At 65.8% G+C, this 17,021-nt stretch carries 13 protein-coding genes; 10 read left to right on the top strand and 3 right to left on the bottom strand.

Annotated elements, in window-relative coordinates:
* The first annotated feature begins 14 nt into the window (after positions 1–14).
* A complete protein-coding gene (locus BDD21_RS05180) occupies positions 15–1,853 on the top strand; it encodes a hypothetical protein (RefSeq protein ID WP_120796229.1) in 1,839 nt (612 codons plus the stop codon).
* Positions 1,846–5,997, top strand: coding sequence for a DEAD/DEAH box helicase (locus BDD21_RS05175; protein ID WP_120796228.1), 4,152 nt, complete (start codon positions 1,846–1,848; stop codon positions 5,995–5,997). The genes BDD21_RS05180 and BDD21_RS05175 overlap by 8 nt, the downstream gene beginning before the upstream one ends.
* A 316-nt stretch (positions 5,998–6,313) precedes the next feature.
* Here the strand turns inward: BDD21_RS05175 and lysM are convergent, their stop codons facing one another.
* Positions 6,314–6,751: a peptidoglycan-binding protein LysM gene (lysM, locus tag BDD21_RS05170; protein WP_120796227.1), complete on the bottom strand. Its 438-nt coding sequence runs from the start codon at positions 6,749–6,751 to the stop codon at positions 6,314–6,316.
* A gap of 160 nt (positions 6,752–6,911) precedes the next feature.
* On the opposite strand from lysM, the gene BDD21_RS05165 reads away from it, so the two are divergent.
* The 3 genes from BDD21_RS05165 to BDD21_RS05155 all read left to right on the top strand — a co-directional run bounded on the left by BDD21_RS05165 (position 6,912) and on the right by BDD21_RS05155 (position 10,661).
* On the top strand, positions 6,912–8,120 hold the full coding sequence (locus BDD21_RS05165) for a cell surface protein (protein ID WP_120796226.1): 1,209 nt from the start codon (positions 6,912–6,914) through the stop codon (positions 8,118–8,120).
* Positions 8,117–9,073 (top strand): DUF6384 family protein, encoded by a 957-nt coding sequence (locus BDD21_RS05160; RefSeq protein ID WP_120796225.1) that lies wholly within the window; start codon positions 8,117–8,119, stop codon positions 9,071–9,073. Before BDD21_RS05165 ends, BDD21_RS05160 begins: the two co-directional genes overlap by 4 nt.
* Positions 9,074–9,173: 100 nt before the next feature.
* The gene (locus BDD21_RS05155; protein ID WP_120796224.1) at positions 9,174–10,661 is read left to right on the top strand and encodes a coiled-coil domain-containing protein; all 1,488 of its coding nucleotides are present in this window, start codon (positions 9,174–9,176) and stop codon (positions 10,659–10,661) included.
* Positions 10,662–10,784: 123 nt separating this feature from the next.
* Here the strand turns inward: BDD21_RS05155 and BDD21_RS05150 are convergent, their stop codons facing one another.
* Positions 10,785–11,726, bottom strand: a complete 942-nt coding sequence (locus tag BDD21_RS05150; protein ID WP_120796223.1) for an ADP-ribosylglycohydrolase family protein — start codon at positions 11,724–11,726, stop codon at positions 10,785–10,787.
* A gap of 217 nt (positions 11,727–11,943) precedes the next feature.
* Here BDD21_RS05150 and BDD21_RS05145 point away from each other — a divergent pair, with 217 nt between their 5' ends.
* From BDD21_RS05145 to BDD21_RS05125, 5 genes are all read left to right on the top strand, one after another.
* A complete protein-coding gene (locus BDD21_RS05145; protein ID WP_120796222.1) occupies positions 11,944–12,495 on the top strand; it encodes a cytochrome b in 552 nt (183 codons plus the stop codon).
* A gap of 239 nt (positions 12,496–12,734) precedes the next feature.
* Complete coding sequence (locus BDD21_RS05140) at positions 12,735–13,913, top strand: aspartate aminotransferase family protein (protein WP_120796221.1); 1,179 nt, start codon at positions 12,735–12,737, stop codon at positions 13,911–13,913.
* 28 nt (positions 13,914–13,941) lie between these two features.
* Entirely contained in the window at positions 13,942–14,877 is a 936-nt protein-coding gene (gene argF, locus BDD21_RS05135) for an ornithine carbamoyltransferase (protein ID WP_120796220.1), read from the top strand.
* Between the two features lie 109 nt (positions 14,878–14,986).
* Complete coding sequence (locus BDD21_RS05130; RefSeq protein WP_120796219.1) at positions 14,987–15,670, top strand: TIGR04211 family SH3 domain-containing protein; 684 nt, start codon at positions 14,987–14,989, stop codon at positions 15,668–15,670.
* Positions 15,671–15,863: 193 nt separating this feature from the next.
* Positions 15,864–16,319 carry a bacteriohemerythrin gene (locus tag BDD21_RS05125; protein WP_120796218.1) on the top strand — a complete coding sequence of 152 codons (456 nt, stop codon included), beginning with the start codon at positions 15,864–15,866 and terminating at the stop codon, positions 16,317–16,319.
* A gap of 290 nt (positions 16,320–16,609) precedes the next feature.
* On the opposite strand, the gene BDD21_RS05120 is transcribed toward BDD21_RS05125, so the two are convergent.
* Entirely contained in the window at positions 16,610–16,891 is a 282-nt protein-coding gene (locus BDD21_RS05120) for a hypothetical protein (protein ID WP_120796217.1), read from the bottom strand.
* Positions 16,892–17,021: the final 130 nt, after the last annotated feature.

Raw genomic sequence — 17,021 nt, 5'->3', positions numbered from 1 at the left:
TCCCGAGTCCGCCCATGACATTACAGCAGGCCCTCTGGCTCCTGACCGCCGAGCAACTGAAACAGCGCCGCAACCTGTTGTTGAATGGGAACCGCTCGACCCGCAAAGCGGATATGGTCGAGGCGATTTCCCATGAGCTCTTGTCGGCGGATCTCAGCCAATACTGGGCGCGGCTCTCCGAACTTGAGCAAAACGCCGTCGCCGAGAGTGTGCATCGCTGGGGCGGATTCTTCGACCGCGACGGCTTCAAGGCAGGATACGGCTCGCTTCCGAAGGCCTTCGCACCGGTGGCCTATACCTATTCCTTTTCGCGGCCCGATCGTGACCGCCAGGAGCCGCGTTCGCTGCTGCCGCTCTTCTTCTACGACGGATCGATCCCCGAGGATCTGCGCAAACGATTGGCGTCGATCGTCGCGGTGCCGAAGCCGCACGAGATCACGAGCTTCGCCGACGAGGATCTGCCGACGAGCATTGCCTCGGCGGTCATCCTGGAGCCCGAAGAGGCGGCCTCCGAGCCGCTGCGGCGGCTCGCCACCGAGACCCTGATCCATCATGACCTGCCGGGCGTGCTGCGCCTGATCGGTCAGGGCCGCATCAGCGTCGGCGCTAAGACGGGGCTGCCGAGCAGCGCCTCCATGACCAAATTGGAGAGCGTGCTGCTCGGCGGTGACTGGTACAGCGCGGACGACGACCTGGACGAGCCACGCTCGGCCGGCGGTCCGATCCGGCCCATTCGCCCCTTTGCCTGGCCGCTCCTGCTGCAGGCCGGAGGGCTGGCGAAGGCCGACGGCAGCAAGCTGGCCCTGACCGCCCGCGGCAACAAGGCACTGTCTCTGCCGGTCGAGGAGGTGATCTCGCACCTCTTCGCACGCTGGCAACAGAAAGGCACACCCGATGAGCTACGTCGCGTCGACCTGATCAAGGGGCAGACGGCAAAAGGCGTGCGACTCAGCGCGGTGTCGGAGCGCCGAGCGGTCATCGCCGAGGCGCTCCGGAACTGCTGTCCACCGGGTCGCTGGGTGGCCATCGACGAGCTCTTCCGACAGATGCAGTTCCGCGGCCACCGCTTCGCGGTGACCGAGAACGCCTGGGGGCTGTATTTCGTCGAACAGAACTACGGCAGCCTGGCTCACAGCGGCGCCGACGGATTCGAGGTCCTCCAGGGTCGCTACATCCTCGCGTACCTCTTCGAGTATCTCGCGACACTCGGCATGATCGATGTCGCCTACACCTCGCCCTACGACGCGAGGTTGGATTACACGGATGCTTGGGGGGCCGATGAGTTTGCCTTCCTGAGTCGTTACGACGGGCTCAGGTACATCCGGCTCAATGCACTCGGGTCCTATTGTTTGGGGCTCGCCGAGACCTACGAGCCGGTGCTCCCGAAGCGACCGCCGCTGTGCTCGATCGGCGCCGATCTACTCCTGACCCTCAAGCGCGAGCCCGAGCCGGCCGAGCGGCTGGTGCTGGAGCAGATTGCCAAGCCGCTCTCGGCCACACTTTGGCACCTGGATCCCGACGCCGTGCTGCGGCACAGTGCCGACACCGGCGAGCGAGGACGCATCCGCGCCTTCATCGAGTCGTCGACGGACGAGACCCTGCCGGCCGAGGTCGGCCAACTGCTGCGCGACGTCGAGGAGCGCTCCACCGCGCTCGCCGATGCCGGGGCGGCTCGGCTCATTAAGTGTCGGGATCCCGCCATCGCCGTCATGTTGACCTCGGATCCCGTCACGGCCCCGCACTGCACCCGTGCGGGCGAGCGCCTGGTGTGTGTCCCCGAACCCAAGCTCGCAGCCTTCCGCAAGGGGCTTGCCAAGCTGGGTTTCGTGCTCCCGGAGACCACCAATGGCTGATGCGCTCGCTGCCTTCGCCGCGCTGAGTGTCCACGACCAGCGGATCCTGCGCGCGCTCTCGGTGATCTGCGAGCCGGTTGCTCGCGACCGACTGCAGCAGATTTTGGATGTCTTGGATTGGCGCGATCAGGCGGGAGAACTCTTGAGCCGGCGTGTCGACGAGGCGCTGCACAAACGTTTGGTTGCAGCGGGTCAGATCGAGGCGGAACGCGGCACGCTCGCGTGTCGTCGAGATCTGCTCGAGCCCCTGACGCGCGAGACGCTCGCCGACGGCACCTTCGAGTCGATCGTCGCGGCGGCCGAGCGGGTCATTCCGGTCGTCCCCCCGAACGCGCCCACCTGGCTCGTACCGAGTCCCGAGCGACGTCTGCGGATGGTCCGGGTTGCCCTGTACGCCGGGCGTCAGGACGAGGCGCTGCGGATGTTCGCCTTGAGCGATCAGGTGTCGTTGAGTGGATTGTCCGCGGCCCATGTCATGCCGCTGACGCAGGTCTTGACGTCCTCGACGGACCCGGCCTGGCTGGAAACGCTCGACCCGCGGCTCAAGATCGCCGGTCTTGTTCCGCCGTTGCGCCTGGCGGCCCGTGACATGATCGAACGCGCCGGCGTCTACGCCCTTATGGAGCAGCTCTTCGTCCCGCTCGTCGGAACCCATCCCGAGGTCGCCGAGGCCCTGATCGAGCAGAGACTGCAGCGCGGCCGGCTTGCCGAGGTCCCACCCTTGCTGGACGGACGCAGCGATCCCGCTGCCTTGGTCCAGCGCGGTTGGCTGCAGTTCCTCCTCGGACACTACGAGCAGTCGCTCGACGACTTCGATGCGGCCCGGGAGTCCATCCGCAAGACGACCCGCAAGCGTAAGGTCTATCTGCCCGGGATTCCGGGAGTTTTGGCGTTGCTGACGCGGCTGCGGCGCGGCGAGCGGGAGGACTTCGAGTTTGTTCAGCAGCAGGTCGCGATCGCGCTGCGTGCCGATGTCACCGACCCCGTCGAGCCCGTGTATCGGCTGCTCGGCGAGTTGGCGGCCGTCTTGGCCGGGCAGCGACGGGTGGACGAGTGCGCCTGGCTGGAACAACGACTCGGGTTGCGCGGCGCCTTCGTGCTCCTGCTTCAGTCCCTGATGCTCCACTGGCTCGGCGAGCGGCCGGCACCCGAGGCGCTCGACGTGCTCGCCGGCTGGGCGGCGAAGGCGAATCAGGCCGGGTACCTCTGGTACGCCCACGAGGCGTCGGAACTCCTGAATGCCTTCGGTTTCGAAGGCGAGCGCCCGCAGCTCGGCACCCCGCCGGACGGTCTGGCGTCGATGACCGATCTGCTCGCTCGCAAGGCGACCTGGGAGATCGCGCTCGATGCTCTCAAGGGACTCGGCGCCCAGTCCGCACCCGGTGCCGACACCTCCGAGGGCGCCGATCGGCGTATGGCCTGGCAGATCGGCTTCATCAAGACGCACGCCATGCTGGAGCCGCGCGAGCAGAAGCGCATGAAGCGCGGCGGTTGGACGAGCGGGCGTGCCGTGTCCCTGCAGAAGCTCGTCGAAGAACCGGAGAGCTTCGGCTATCTGACCCCGCAGGACCGCGAGATCTGCGCCTGTATCGTGCGCGAGCAGGGCACGACCTGGTACGGCGGCTCCGATCGCCTCAGCTATCGCTTCGATGCCGACCGTGCGCTGCTCGCCGCGGTCGGTCATCCGCTGCTGACGGTGCGCCGGCAGGGGGGCAACGGCGTCACCGAGCTCCCGCTGGAGCTGGTGCTCGGCGACCCCGTGCTCTCGGTGGTCCGGCGCCATCGGGACATCCTGGTGACCATCGAGCCCTTCCCGCCGGAAGGGCGCGCACTCTTGCCGGTCGACGAGACGTCGAAACGCATCCGACTGGTCCGGTTCGAGCCCGCCCATCGCGACATCGCCCGCATCCTGGGACCCGAGGGCCTCAAGGTCCCCGAAGGCGCCGAGGCGCGGCTGCTCGAAGGGCTGGCCGCCGTGGCCCCGATGGTCACCGTCCATTCGGATATCGCCGGGGACGACAGCGCCGCCGAGACGATGGCCGCCGACGCCCGACCGCACCTGCACCTGAGCCCCTTTGCCGCCGGTTTGAGCCTGGAGCTGCGGATGCATCCGTTCGGCGACAGCGCCCTTCAGCTCCTGCCGGGGGAGGGGAGGGCGACCCTGCTCACCGAGATCGAGGGGCGCGCCGTGCGCTGTACCCGCGATCTCGAGGGCGAGCGCACGGCGGCCAGCGAGGTGCTCGACGCCTGTCCCGCACTCCGCGACAACGCGTCTTGGAGCTGGTCGCTCGACGACCTGGAAGTGGCGCTGACCACGCTTGAGCAGCTCCACTCGCTCGGCGAGGCGGTCGTTTTGGATTGGCCCGAAGGCAAGCGGATCGGACTGACTCCCGAGATGCAGATGGCCCAGCTGCGCGTGAAGATCGAGCAAGAGGGCGACTGGCTCGATCTGCAGGGCGAGATCCGGCTCGACGGCGGTCGGATCCTCCTCATGCAGGAGCTGCTGGATCTGGCGGCTGCCGCAAAGGGGCGTTATATCCCGCTCGGCGAGCGCGATTTTCTGGTCCTCAGTCAGGCGTTGCGACGCAAGCTCGACGGTCTGCGCGGTCTGACCGACAACGGCCGCTTCCACCCGCTCGCCGCACCGGCCATCGCCGAGGCGATCGACGGGATGACGCTCGATACGGACAAGGCCTGGCAGGCCCTGCTCGATCGCCTCGCCGCCGTCGAGGAGCTGGAGCCCGAGGTCCCGTCCACACTGCAGGCCGAGCTGCGCGACTATCAGATCGAGGGCTACCGCTGGCTCGCCCGGCTCGCGCATTGGGGGGCCGGCGCTTGTCTCGCCGACGACATGGGCCTCGGCAAGACCCTGCAGGCGTTGGCCCTGATCCTGTCGCGTGCCCCCAAGGGTCCGACCCTGGTGTTGGCGCCGACCTCGGTCTGCAGCAACTGGGTCGACGAGGCGCAGCGTTTCGCGCCCACCCTGCAGCCGCGCCGCTTCGGTTCCGGCGATCGGGCCGCCATGCTGGACGCCGCAGGCCCCTTCGATCTGATCATCTGCAGCTACGGCCTCCTGCAGACCGAAGGGGAGCGTCTCGCCGCGGTGTCCTGGGAGACCATCGTCGCGGACGAGGCCCAGTCGTTCAAGAACGCCCTGACCAAGCGCTCCCAGGCCATCATGCGGCTCAAGGGCGACTTCCGCATGATCACCACGGGGACGCCTGTGGAGAACCATCTCGGCGAGTTGTGGAACCTCTTCCGCTTCATCAATCCGGGTCTGCTCGGCTCGCTGGAGACCTTCAACCGCCGTTTCGCGATCCCGATCGAGCAGGGCAAGGACGCGGGCGCGCGGCAGCGTCTGCGCCAACTGCTGCGCCCCTTCATCCTGCGTCGGCTTAAGAGCGAGGTCCTCAGCGAGCTGCCGCCGCGCACCGAGATCACCTTGCGCCTGGAGCTCAGCGACGGCGAGCTGGCCCTCTACGAGGCGATGCGCCGACAGGCCGTCGAACGCCTGTCCGGCCCGGAGGCGGCGGCCAATCCCGGTCAGCAACGCATTCAGCTCCTCGCCGAGATCATGCGTCTTCGGCGTGCCTGCTGCCATCCGCGTCTGGCCCTTCCCGACAGCGATCTGTCGAGCGCCAAACTGGATGCCTTCAACGAGATCCTCGACGAGCTTTTGGAGAACCGTCACAAGGCGCTCGTCTTCAGCCAGTTCGTCGACCACCTCTCACTGATCCGCGCCCATCTCGACGCGCGCGGCATCCGCTACCAATATCTCGACGGATCCACCCCGGAACCCCAGCGCCGCGCCGCCGTCGCTGCCTTCCAGGCCGGCGAGGGCGAGCTCTTTCTGATCAGTCTGCGTGCCGGCGGCGTCGGTCTGAATCTCACCGCCGCCGACTATGTGATCCACATGGATCCCTGGTGGAATCCCGCCGTCGAGGATCAAGCCTCCGACCGCGCCCATCGTATCGGACAGCAGCGTCCGGTCACCGTCTACCGGCTGGTCGCGAAGGATACGATCGAGGAGCGAATCCTGGCGCTGCATGCCGCCAAGCGCGATCTGGCGGACGGGTTGCTCGAGGGGAGCGAGGGCGGGGGGCGGTTGAGTTATGCGGATATGCTGGCCTTAGTGCGCGGCTAAATCGCGTCTTGAGGTCAACCGCGTGGTTCCAGTGGCGGGCGGGGTCGGAGCGGGGGCGATGTCTCGGCGGGGACGCGATTTAGGATAATCAAAACAGGCTTGCGAATTGCTGTTGTGCCGTTCCGGGGTGCAGTTGAGAGCGCGTTCCCCGGGATAGTCGACTTGCAGTCGACCCGCTGGCCCTCAGGCCAGCGCACGATGTCGACTGCAAGTCGACTATCCCGGGGGGCGGAGCCGTATGGACAAGCGAAGCGCAGTGCACCAGCGCCCGCGCAGGTATCGGTGGACTTCGCTCTCGCTCGTCCACCCTACAGGGTTACCCGGCCGACTTGGGGATACGAATCTTCTGCCCGGGGTAGATGAGGTTGGCGTCCTTGATGACCTCCCGGTTGGCCTCGAAGATCCGGGGATAGGCGTTGGCGTCGCCGTAGTATTTCTTGGCGATGGCCGAGAGCGTGTCGCCTTTCTCGATCGTGTAGAAGTCGACCTCTGCGGTCTGCGGCGGCGCGGTGAGCTGGTCGGCCTTGACCTCCGCCACGCCTTTGACGTTGCCGGCCATGAGCACGGCCTTCTCCATCGCCTCCGGGCTCTCGGCCTCGCCGGTCAGCGAGACCACGCCGTTGTCGTAATTCACGGTCAATCCCTTGATCCCGGGGTTGTCCTGCTCGATCTCCGCCTTGATCTTATCCCCTGCCTCGGCTTCGTTGCCGAAGAGCTTCTTGCCGATGTCTTTCGCGAAATCGAAGAGTCCCATGGTGTCCCCCAGTGAGTTGTAACGTCTTGACCGCCAACGCGGCAAGGCTAAAACTAGCACACGCAACGACGCCCGGCCATCCATTGCGCATCTGCGCCGTCGACGACCTTCACCACAGTCCAAGGCCGGCGGATCCGCCCCGGCCTTGCGGAGGACAACCATGAGCATCACAGAGACCGCTGCCGTCGCGAGCGCGACCCCCATGCAGTATCTGGACAAGGCCATGAACGGCCTCCATGACCTGGGCCTGCTCCCGACCGAGGGCGACCGGCAGGCCGACCCGATCATCGCGCTCTTGAACCAAATCTCGACCCTGGACGAAGGGCGCGTCGCCGCCATTGCGCGGACGCTCAGCCAGGCGTCGCTCTTCAACGACGTGGTACGCCGACAGGTCCAAGCGATGGAGATCGGCAGTCGCTACGAGGACATCACCAAGGCATTCAACAGCATCCGCGACGATGCCAAGATGATGGTGGATCAAATCGAGGACGGTAAGCTCGACACCTTCGAGCGCATGAGCAACGTCTGGATGAAGGTCACGCGCGGCGACATCGCCGCGCGTTTCGACAAGATCAAGACGAGCTATCTGGACGTCACCGCATCCACCGACGACCAGATTCGGCGCGAGCACCGGATCCTTGAGGCGTATCAGGACTTCCGCGGCGCCCTGAAGCAGTCCGAGGTGCTGGCGCTTGAAGTGCTCGAGACCGCACAGGATCGGCTGGATGCCGCGAAGGCGGCGCTGGCGCAGGCCATGACGCAGGTGGAGGCGAATCCCTCGGGCGAGCCCGCCGAGCGCGCCCGCCTCGAGCTGGCCCGCGACGAGCAGTTGCGAGCCCTTCAGCTCGAAGAAAAACGCTATCAGATCGCCAAGGACCTCTCGGACAATCTGACCATCTCCTACAACACCTCCGAGGTGGTCATGGCGCGCCTGCTCCAGACGACCAACGCCAAGGAGCGTGTGTATGCTCAAGCTGTGAGCTTCTTCAGCACCAACGAGGTCGTGCTGACGGCGCTCACGGCATCCTTCACCGGGATGTTCGGGCTGCATGAGGGGACACAGACGGTGGAGGCGATGAAGGAGGGCGTGAGCCAGTCGCTCGAGGTCCTGGCCGATATCGGCGGCAAGGTTCAGGAAGCGGCGGTTCGGGCGGGCTACGGGCCGACCGTGCGTGCCGACGCGGTCAAGAAGCTGGTCGACTCCGTGGTGACTTGGCAGACCCGATCGCACGAGATCATCGAGGAGATGCGCGCACAAAGTACCCGCAATGCCGAGGAGATCCGCGAGGCGGTGGAGGAAGGCAAGCGCAAGCTCGCGCGCCTCGCCGAGGAGGGCAAGGGTCTCGATCTTCTCCAGGTTCAGGCATGAGCAGCGAGACCCCCGTCGAGAGCGGCGTGCGGCCGGTCGGCGCAGCGGCGGCGCAGGCCGCGGTTGCAGGCAGCAGCCATCCGCTCGACGAGGTCATGCTCGCGATGGATGTCGTGGATACGCTCAGACGCCGCGAGCGTCTCGTCAAGACCGAGCTCGACGACCTGGGCCGCGAGGAGGATCTCAAGGAGCGTCTGCGCAAAATCTACGCGGCCCAAGGGATCGATGTGCCGGACCACGTGATCGATCAGGGTGTGGCGGCCCTCCACGAGGGGCGCTTCACCTTCACGCCGCCGCCCCGTTCGCTCGCGACCCGGCTTGCCCGGATCTATGTCAGCCGCGGCAACTGGGGTAAATGGGTCGGCGGCATTCTGGGCGTCATGGTTCTCGCCGCCGCCATCCATTACGTCTCCTTCGTGGCTCCGGATGCCGACTTGCCGGACGACTTGGTGCGTGTCCACACCGAGGCGGTTGCACTGGCGGAGAACGACCAAGTGCGCGAGACGCTGGAGCGTTTTCTCGGCGCGGGTCAATCCGCGTTGCGCAACGACGACACCGAAGGCGCTCGCCGAGCGCTGCGCGAGCTGGAGGCGGCCCGCACGACCTTGGGGCAGGAATACAGCCTGCGCATCGTCAACCGTCCGGGCGAGCAGACCGGTGTCTGGCGAGTGCCGGACGTCAACACGGGTGCGCGCAACTATTACATTCTGGTCGAGGCCGTGGATCCGACCGGGCGGGTGCTCCCCGTGCCGATCCGCAACGAGGAGACCCACGAGACCGAGACCGTGGCCATCTGGGGTCTTCGCGTGGACGAGGAGACCTTCAACGCGGTTGCACGCGACAAGCAGGACGACGGCATCGTCGACCGCGATCGTTTCGGCTACAAGGCTCGCGGCGAGCTGGTTCCGCGATACGATATGCCGACGACCGGCGGGGCCATCACGCGATGGTAAGTCCTGGTTCTGCGACTGAACGAACACGTCGAGATGCGGCTCGGTTGCGCCATCCGGGCGTGATCTTCGCGGCAGAAGCCGCTCACTCTGGAGACCGCGCATGATGTCCGGCAGACAAGCCCTCGGGGAGATCGATCGGGCGGTCGACGAGGCACGCGCTCGGGTCGCTGCGGTCGAGGCCCGGGTGGAGACCGCCGAGCAGCAACTGCAGGCGCAACGCCGGGGACAGCTCGAAGACTATAAGGCGCTCGCGCAGCTTCGCGTCGGAATGCTTGCCGACGCCACGTTGTTGACGCACCTGGACCAATCCGAGCGGCAGGTCGCGGCGCTTTTGGCCCAACGCGAGACCGCGCTGACGCTGCTGAAGGAGCAGATCGAATTTGCGGATTCCGCACTCCGTGCCCTGGAGTCGGAGCGCAGCGAGCAGGCCGCGCAGGTCGATGCGGCTGTGCAGGCTGCGGACGCGACCCAGGCCCTGACCCAGGCCCGGCTCGCCGGCGATGACGCCTACAAGGCGCGGCTCCAACGTGCGACCGAGTCCGAGCGCAAAGCCGCGCACGCCGCCGAAAAGGCGGACCGCAGCGAGCAGGAACGCGAAGAAAAGGGCGTCTCGTACCGAGACGATCCGCTCTTCATGTATCTGTGGAAACGTCGCTACGGCCTGCCCGGCTACAAGGCGTGGCCGTTGACGCGGTGGCTCGACGGTAAGGTTGCCGGCCTGATCGGCTATGCCGACGCCAGCGCGAGCTATGCCCGCCTGAACGAGATCCCCGAGCGCCTGCGCGAGCATGCCGTGGCGCTCGCGGCCGCGGCCGAGGCCGAGCTTGCCGCCCTGAAGGCTCTCGACGAAGCCGCACGGGTCGAGGACGGTATCCCGGCCCTCGAAGCAGAGATCCTCCAAGCACAGGAGGCGCTCGAGGCCATCGACAGGCGTCTCGCCGAAGCGCAAAACGACCTGCAGGGTCTCGAGGTGCGCAAGGCCTTTTATGCCGCCGGGCAGGACGAATACAGCGCAAAGGCGCTGGAGCTGGTGACGTCCGAGCTGCAGCGCGATGACTTGCTTGAGCTGCGTCGCGAGGCCCTCGCCACCCCCTTCCCGGACGACGACCTGATTGTCGCCCGCTTGTTGGAGCGCGAGGACGAGCGGCGCCGACTCGATGGAGCACTGCAAACGCTGCGGGAGTCGCTCGCACGGGATCGCCAGCGTCTCGACGAGGTCGATGCCTTGCGGAAGGACTTCCAACGCAACCGCTACGATCGTGCGGACTCGCAGTTCGGCAACGAGGCCATGATCGCCATGATGCTGGGGCAGTTCCTGAACGGCGCCCTGGACCGACGCAACCTCTGGCGGGTCATGCAGGAGCAGCAGCGCTCTCGCCCGGAGCGCTCCGATCCGGGTTTCGGCTCAGGCGCCTTCCGTCGGGGTACCGTCTGGAGTGGCAACCTCGGCGATGCGGGTCGCCAGAGCGACATCTTCGGCGGTTTGGGCCGGGGGAGCGCCGGACGCGCCGACGGCAGGGGTGGGTCGAGCGGCGCCCGGAAGCGCGGCGGGAGCGGCGGCGGCTTTCGTACCGGCGGAGGTTTCTGATGGCGTGCGCGCTCGGACGCCTTTAGGTCGGCCCGGTGTCGCGCCCGTTCCGGTCGTTGCGCTGGCGAGGTCGCGTCCTGCTCGAGCGCATCCTCCTCGCCGCCATCGGCGGGTATGTGGCCTTCATGCGTCGAGCCCGAGCAGGCGATCCGCGAGCCCGGCAATCTCCGGGCGCTGCGGCAGGGTGTCGAGCCACGACGTCGGGATCGCCCCCGTGCCCAGCGCCGCGCCCAGCAGGGCGCCTGCGAGACAGGCGACCGAATCCGAATCACCGCGGATTCGCGCGGCCTTCTCGACCGCCAGACCCAGATCGGCCGGCCAGCGCAGCGCTGCCCCCACCGCGAGGCCCAGCGCACTGCCGGAACGCCAGCCGCCGTCCCCCGGCGGGATGGCGTCCTCGTCGAGCCAGTCCTCGCCGCGGCGCGCCCATGCCAGTGCTGCGCGCAGGCTCGCGGCAACCTCTCCGCCTTGATGCCAAGGCCCGTCGAGTCCTTGGATCGCCTCTTCGACAAGCGTCGTGTCCCAGCGTCCCGTCTCCAAGATCGCCCGGACCAGCCAGGCCCCGGCGATGGCCGCTTCGACCGCGTTGGGATGGGCGTGGGTGAGCAGCGACGAGATACGCGCGGCATCGATCAGGTCCTCGCCCCGAAAGGCCAGCGCCAAGGGCACGATCCGCATCACCGCCCCGCAGCCGTCGGACTCGCGCACCCCGCTGGCGGTCCAGTCGCGGTCTCGCTCGAAGCGGGCGGTCCCGGTCAGGCAGGTACCGCCCGGCGCGGTCGATGGGGTCAGAGGGTCATGGCTCCAGCGCACGAACGCCTCGCCCACCAGCGTACCGAAACGATCGGGCTCGAGCGGACCCGGTCCATGATCCAAGATCGCCGCGCCCAGATAGAGCGACATGTGGGTATCGTCGGTCCAATGGCCTAAGTGGACCGGGCGGGTGCGTACGCTCGCATCCTTCACGAACTCGAGCGGGGCGCCGAAGCGGTCGCCGCACGCATGGGCGAGCAGGGCCGCGCGGGCGCGATCGGAGAAGGTCGAGTTGTCGTCGGTTCGGATCATGTCCGTCTTGTCGTGGTGTCTCGGCGTTCTTGTTTGGCCAAAGCCCAAGACGTCCGCGTCCGATTGATGGTTGTGTCGGTGCCCACAGGTACTACCTTATGGCTGGAAAGCGACCGGAAGAAACCGCGTTGGATAGCCCGGGGTTGGGCGTTTTGGCGCGCAAGGAGCATAGCGCAGCCGACGTGATCAATCACATCAATGTCTTTCGGAGGATTGGATGGAGACCCTTCGTTACAACTATGCTCAGCGACTCCTGCATTGGTTGATTGCCCTGCTGGTTTTGGGTTTGCTCGCTGTCGGGTCCCTCTTGGGTACCCTCGGATTCGATGGGCTGAAGGATCTGGTCGGATTGGAGATGACCAATCAGCTCTACGGTTACCACAAGACATTCGGTATCCTGCTGCTTGCCCTGATGCTTCTGCGCCTTGGCCTCAAGCGTCTTTTTCGGTCTCCGGTCTATCAACCGCCTCTGACCGGATTCGAGCGTGCGGCCAGTCTGACCGTGCATACGCTCTTTTATGTTGCCCTGATCCTGATGCCGGTTTTGGGTTGGCTGGGCACGGCGACCGGCGGTTTTCCGGTGCAGTTTTTCGACCTCACCCTACCCGGCCTGGTCCCCGAGAACAAGGAGCTGAGCAAGACGCTGTTCCAGCTTCACGGGATTGTCGGTTGGGTCATTCTGGGTTTGATCCTGATTCATGTCTCTGCCGCGATCTATCACTGGCGGATTAAACATGACGGTGTGATGAAGCGCATGAGTCTGTTCTGACGTTCCACTCGGAGCGCCATGTCGATGCATTCGGAGATCGGCCGACGATCGAGTCGGCTCCTCTTGATTGCAGCCGAACGTGCGTCTTCTCGGGTTCGTCGGGGATCAGATATCTCGGGTTCTTGTCGCTCAGGATCTTTTCGCGCTATATTCCCCGGCTTCGCCTTTGAGCAGAGGCGGTTTCCCTAGTGGAGGAACCGCCTTTTTTGTTTTTTGGAGACGCAGCGGGGTCTGCCGTAATGACCGAACCCTTGATGGCCACCTATAAACGCTTGCCGGTCGCCTTTGCGCGCGGCGAGGGCGTTTGGCTTTGGGATACGGAAGGCCGACGGTACCTTGATGCTCTTTCGGGCATCGCGGTGTGTGGGCTCGGGCATGCGCACCCGGCGGTTCGGGATGCGCTTTGCGAGCAAGCGGGTCTGTTGGTGCATACGTCCAATCTGTACCGGATCACCGAGCAGGAGCGCCTCGGCGCCATCCTGACCGAGATGTCCGGCATGGACCGGGTCTTCTTCGGCAACTCCGGCGCGGAGGCCAACGAGGCCGCGATCAAGATCGCACGTCTCTATGCTCACCGGCGCGGGGTCGAAAATCCCGCGATCCTGGTCGCCGAGAACAGCTTCCACGGGCGCACGCTCGCCACCCTGTCGGCAACCGGCAATCGTAAGGTCCAAGCCGGTTTCGAGCCGCTCGTGCAGGGCTTCGTGCGGGTGCCTTACGACGACGTCGAGGCGATCGAGACCGCGGCGGCCAATCGTCCGAACATCGTGGCCATTCTGGTCGAGCCCATCCAGGGCGAGGGCGGCATCCGCATCCCGGCACCGGACTACGGGCAGCGTCTGCGCGAATTGTGCGATCGGCACGGTTGGCTCTTGATCTGCGACGAGATTCAGACCGGGATGGGGCGTACCGGCCGGTGGTTCGGGCATGAGCACGGCGGGACCTTCCCGGACGTGGTCACGCTCGCCAAGGGTCTCGCCAATGGCGTGCCGATCGGTGCTTGTCTTGCCCGCGGGGCCGCGGCCGAGGTCTTCGGGCCGGGTGCGCATGGCTCCACGTTCGGCGGCAATCCCCTGGTCTGTCGCGCGGCGCGCGCCGTGCTCGAGACGATCGTCGACGAGGACCTGATCGCCAACGCGGCCGAGCAAGGCGCCTATTTACTCGAGGGTTTTCGTACGGCCTTAAGCGGCGTGCCGGGCGTGGTCGAGGTGCGCGGGCGGGGTTTGATGCTGGGGATCGAGCTGGATCGCCCCTGTGCCGATCTGGTCGTGCAGGCGCTCGAGGCCGGTCTGCTGATCAACGTGACGGCGGATCGGGTCATCCGTCTTCTGCCGCCCCTGATCTTGGCCCGTGCAGAGGCCGACCGACTCCTTGAAGGGCTGACTGCCCTGATCAAGCGCTGGCTCAGCGATGCCTGAGCAGTGCCCCGCGGAAGAGACGATGTCCATGGATGCTGATCAGACACATTGCCGACACTTTCTATCCCTGCTCGATCTGAGTTCCGAGGAGGCCCGCAGGCTGATCGCGCGGGGGACCGAGCTCAAGCGGATGTTGAAAACCGGCGAGGACTATCGGCCGTTTCCGAACCGCACCTTGGCGATGATCTTCGAGAAATCCTCGACGCGCACCCGTGTGTCCTTCGAGGTCGGTATGGTACAGCTCGGCGGTCACGCCTTGTTCCTCTCGCCGCGCGACACCCAGCTCGGACGCGGCGAGCCGATCGAGGACAGCGCACGGGTGCTCTCGCGCATGGTCGACGCGGTGATGATCCGGACCTTCGATCACGCTATCGTCGAGCGTTTTGCGGCGCATTCGCGCGTACCCGTCATCAACGGCCTGACCGATCGCTTGCATCCTTGTCAGCTCTTGGCCGACATGCAGACCTATCACGAGCATCGCGGTGATATCCGCGGTCGACGGGTGACCTGGATCGGCGACGGCAACAACATGTGCCACTCCTTCATGGAGGCCGCACAGGTGTTCGATTTCGAGCTCAGGGTGGCCTGTCCGGAAGGGTTCGAGCCGCAGGCCGATCTGCTCGCCGCTGTCCAAGGGCGTTGCACCATCCTGCGCGATCCGCAGGAGGCCGCCGAGGGGGCCGATCTGATCGTCACCGACGTCTGGGCCAGCATGGGTCAAGAAGAGGAGCAGGCGAAACGCGAGGCATTGTTCGCGCCCTTCCAAGTGGACGATGCCGTCATGTCGCGGACCGCGCCCGACGCACTCTTCATGCATTGTCTGCCGGCACACCGTGGCGAGGAGGTCTCCGCCTCCGTGATCGACGGTCCCAGATCCGTGGTCTGGGATGAAGCCGAGAACCGTCTTCACGCGCAAAAGGCGCTGCTGGAATTTCTCCTGCTTCCCCTGCTTCCACAAGGGTGACAGGCGCCAAGCCGCTGGTGTAACTTCCCGTTTTCGCTTGCCCGACGCGACCGCTCGGCCCGGTCGCGCGACTGCTCACGTCAGACCTACGCCTCGCCGAGGATGCCCCGTGAGACGTTCCGCATTCCTCTTTGTCCTGCTCCTGAGCATCCAATCCGCTCAGATTCTGCCTCTATGCGCCGCGACGCGCTATGTCACGGATTCGCTCGAGGTCACCTTGCGCACGGGCGAGAGCAGCCGTTATCGCATCATCCGCATGCTGCCGAGCGGTACGCCGGTCGAGGTCGTCAGCGTCAACAAGGCAACCGACTATGCGCGCGTGCGTACCGAGGACGGAACGGTCGGTTATGTGCTCGAGCGTGAGCTGCAAGACGAGCCTGCTGCACGCAATCGCGTCATCGAGCTCGAGAAACGCTTGGTCGAGCTTCAGGGCGAGCCGGACACGCTGGCCGCGAGGCTCGGGGCGCTGCAGGAGGCGTACGACCGGCTCGATGCCGATTTCCAGGTCGTGCAACGCGAGAAGCTGCGGCTCGAGCAGGAGCTGGCCACCATTCGCCATGCCTCCACGAATATCCTCGACATCACCAGCGACCGAGAGCGCCTGCGCATCCAGGTCAGCGAGCTCACGCGCGAGCGTGCCGACCTCGAGCAGGCCAACCGCGACCTCGGCAACCGCACCAACCAGCGCTGGTTCATGATCGGCGCCGGCGTCATCCTCATCGGCGTGCTGATCGGCTTGTTTTTGCCGCACCTGAGTTTCCGTCGTCGGCGCGGGTCTTGGGGTTCGCTCTGAAGCGCGACCTGCTGCAGTGCTGCGGAGCGGCGGCGTTCGGTGCTGCTGCGCCGTCGGTGCGTCGGGGGTTGTGCGAAGCGGTGCACCGGGCCAGGTCGGGGTGCCCGGGCAGAGGGGCCTGCTCAGAGGACGAGCCGGCCTGTGCTAGACTCCCGGCGAAGGTGAGTCCGATTCCAACTCCGCAGGGGTCTTCATGTTAAGAGAGTGGTCCGATATCTACAGCATCGGCATCGAGGAGATCGACCGACAGCATCAAGGCTTCTTCGCTGCCTCGCATCAGCTCTACGAAGCGATCCTGGACCGCGAGGCCAAGAACGGCGTCATCGAGGCCGTCGCCTTCATGCGGGCCTATGCCGAGACTCATTTCTCCACCGAAGAAGACTTCATGCGCAAGCACGACTATCCGGACCTCGACGCGCACCTGAGGCAACATGTTGCCTTCATGCGGCGCTTGGATGCGCTGGAAGACGACCTGCGCACCTTCGGTCCCGGTCAGGAGCTCGCGGATCGGGCCTTGGAGATGACCCAGGATTGGTTGATCGATCATATCGCCGACGAGGATGTCCTCTACGCCCTGCATGTGAAGGCGGGAGAGTTCGGCGATTATCCGTCCGGGCCGCGGGATCAACCGACGATCGGAGATCGGTAACGTTAAACCGCGCCGAGCGCGGTATGCGTCGTTTGTCGGATTGACTTGGCCGCGCCGACTCCGATCGTTGTCGGAGCCGGCGCGGTTTAAAGTATTAAAAATATACAATTCTAAACCGCGTCCCCGCTAAGGGTCGTGGAAGGACCAAACGTCGAACTCACTCGAAAGTGAGCATCTCGCTCTGGACGCGGTTTAAACCCCGTCCAGAGCGAAATCCGAGTGCCGTTCGAGCGGCCCCGACGGCCCACGTCCGCAAGACGCGGCGCCGCCGGAGCTTCCCGGACAATCGGTCAGGATGTTTGCTCGACATCCTCCGCGGCCGCCGCATCCGGGGCCGGCGTCTCGGGGGCTGCCGCTTTCGCTCTCCCCGTGCTGCGACAGTGGCTTGAGACCTCGATTCCGTCTTTCCGTGTATAACCGGCTTGCCAGCGGCATGCCTCGGTCGTCGTGCACACCGTCTCTTCCAGGCCCTTGCACGCAGATGCGGCGAAGACCGAGCCGCTGAGCGCGAAGGTCATGGCCACTGCGGAAAGAGCAAAGGCCGAGAGAGAGCGAATCGTCGTGGGTCGCATGTAGGCAGATCCTCGTTTGCGGGTTGGCGATGGCGCGGCGCGCATGTAGACGCAGCGTGCTCGTGCACGATAGAGCCAAAGCGTACACAAATCAAGGATTCTTGTGAGAAGGCGAACGCGGAGCAGTGCG

The sequence above is a fragment of the Thiocapsa rosea genome (assembly GCF_003634315.1).
Taxonomy (GTDB): Bacteria; Pseudomonadota; Gammaproteobacteria; order Chromatiales; family Chromatiaceae; genus Thiocapsa; species Thiocapsa rosea.
The sequence above is the reverse complement of the archived record's forward strand: the minus strand, read 5'-3'. Positions and strand labels throughout refer to the sequence as shown.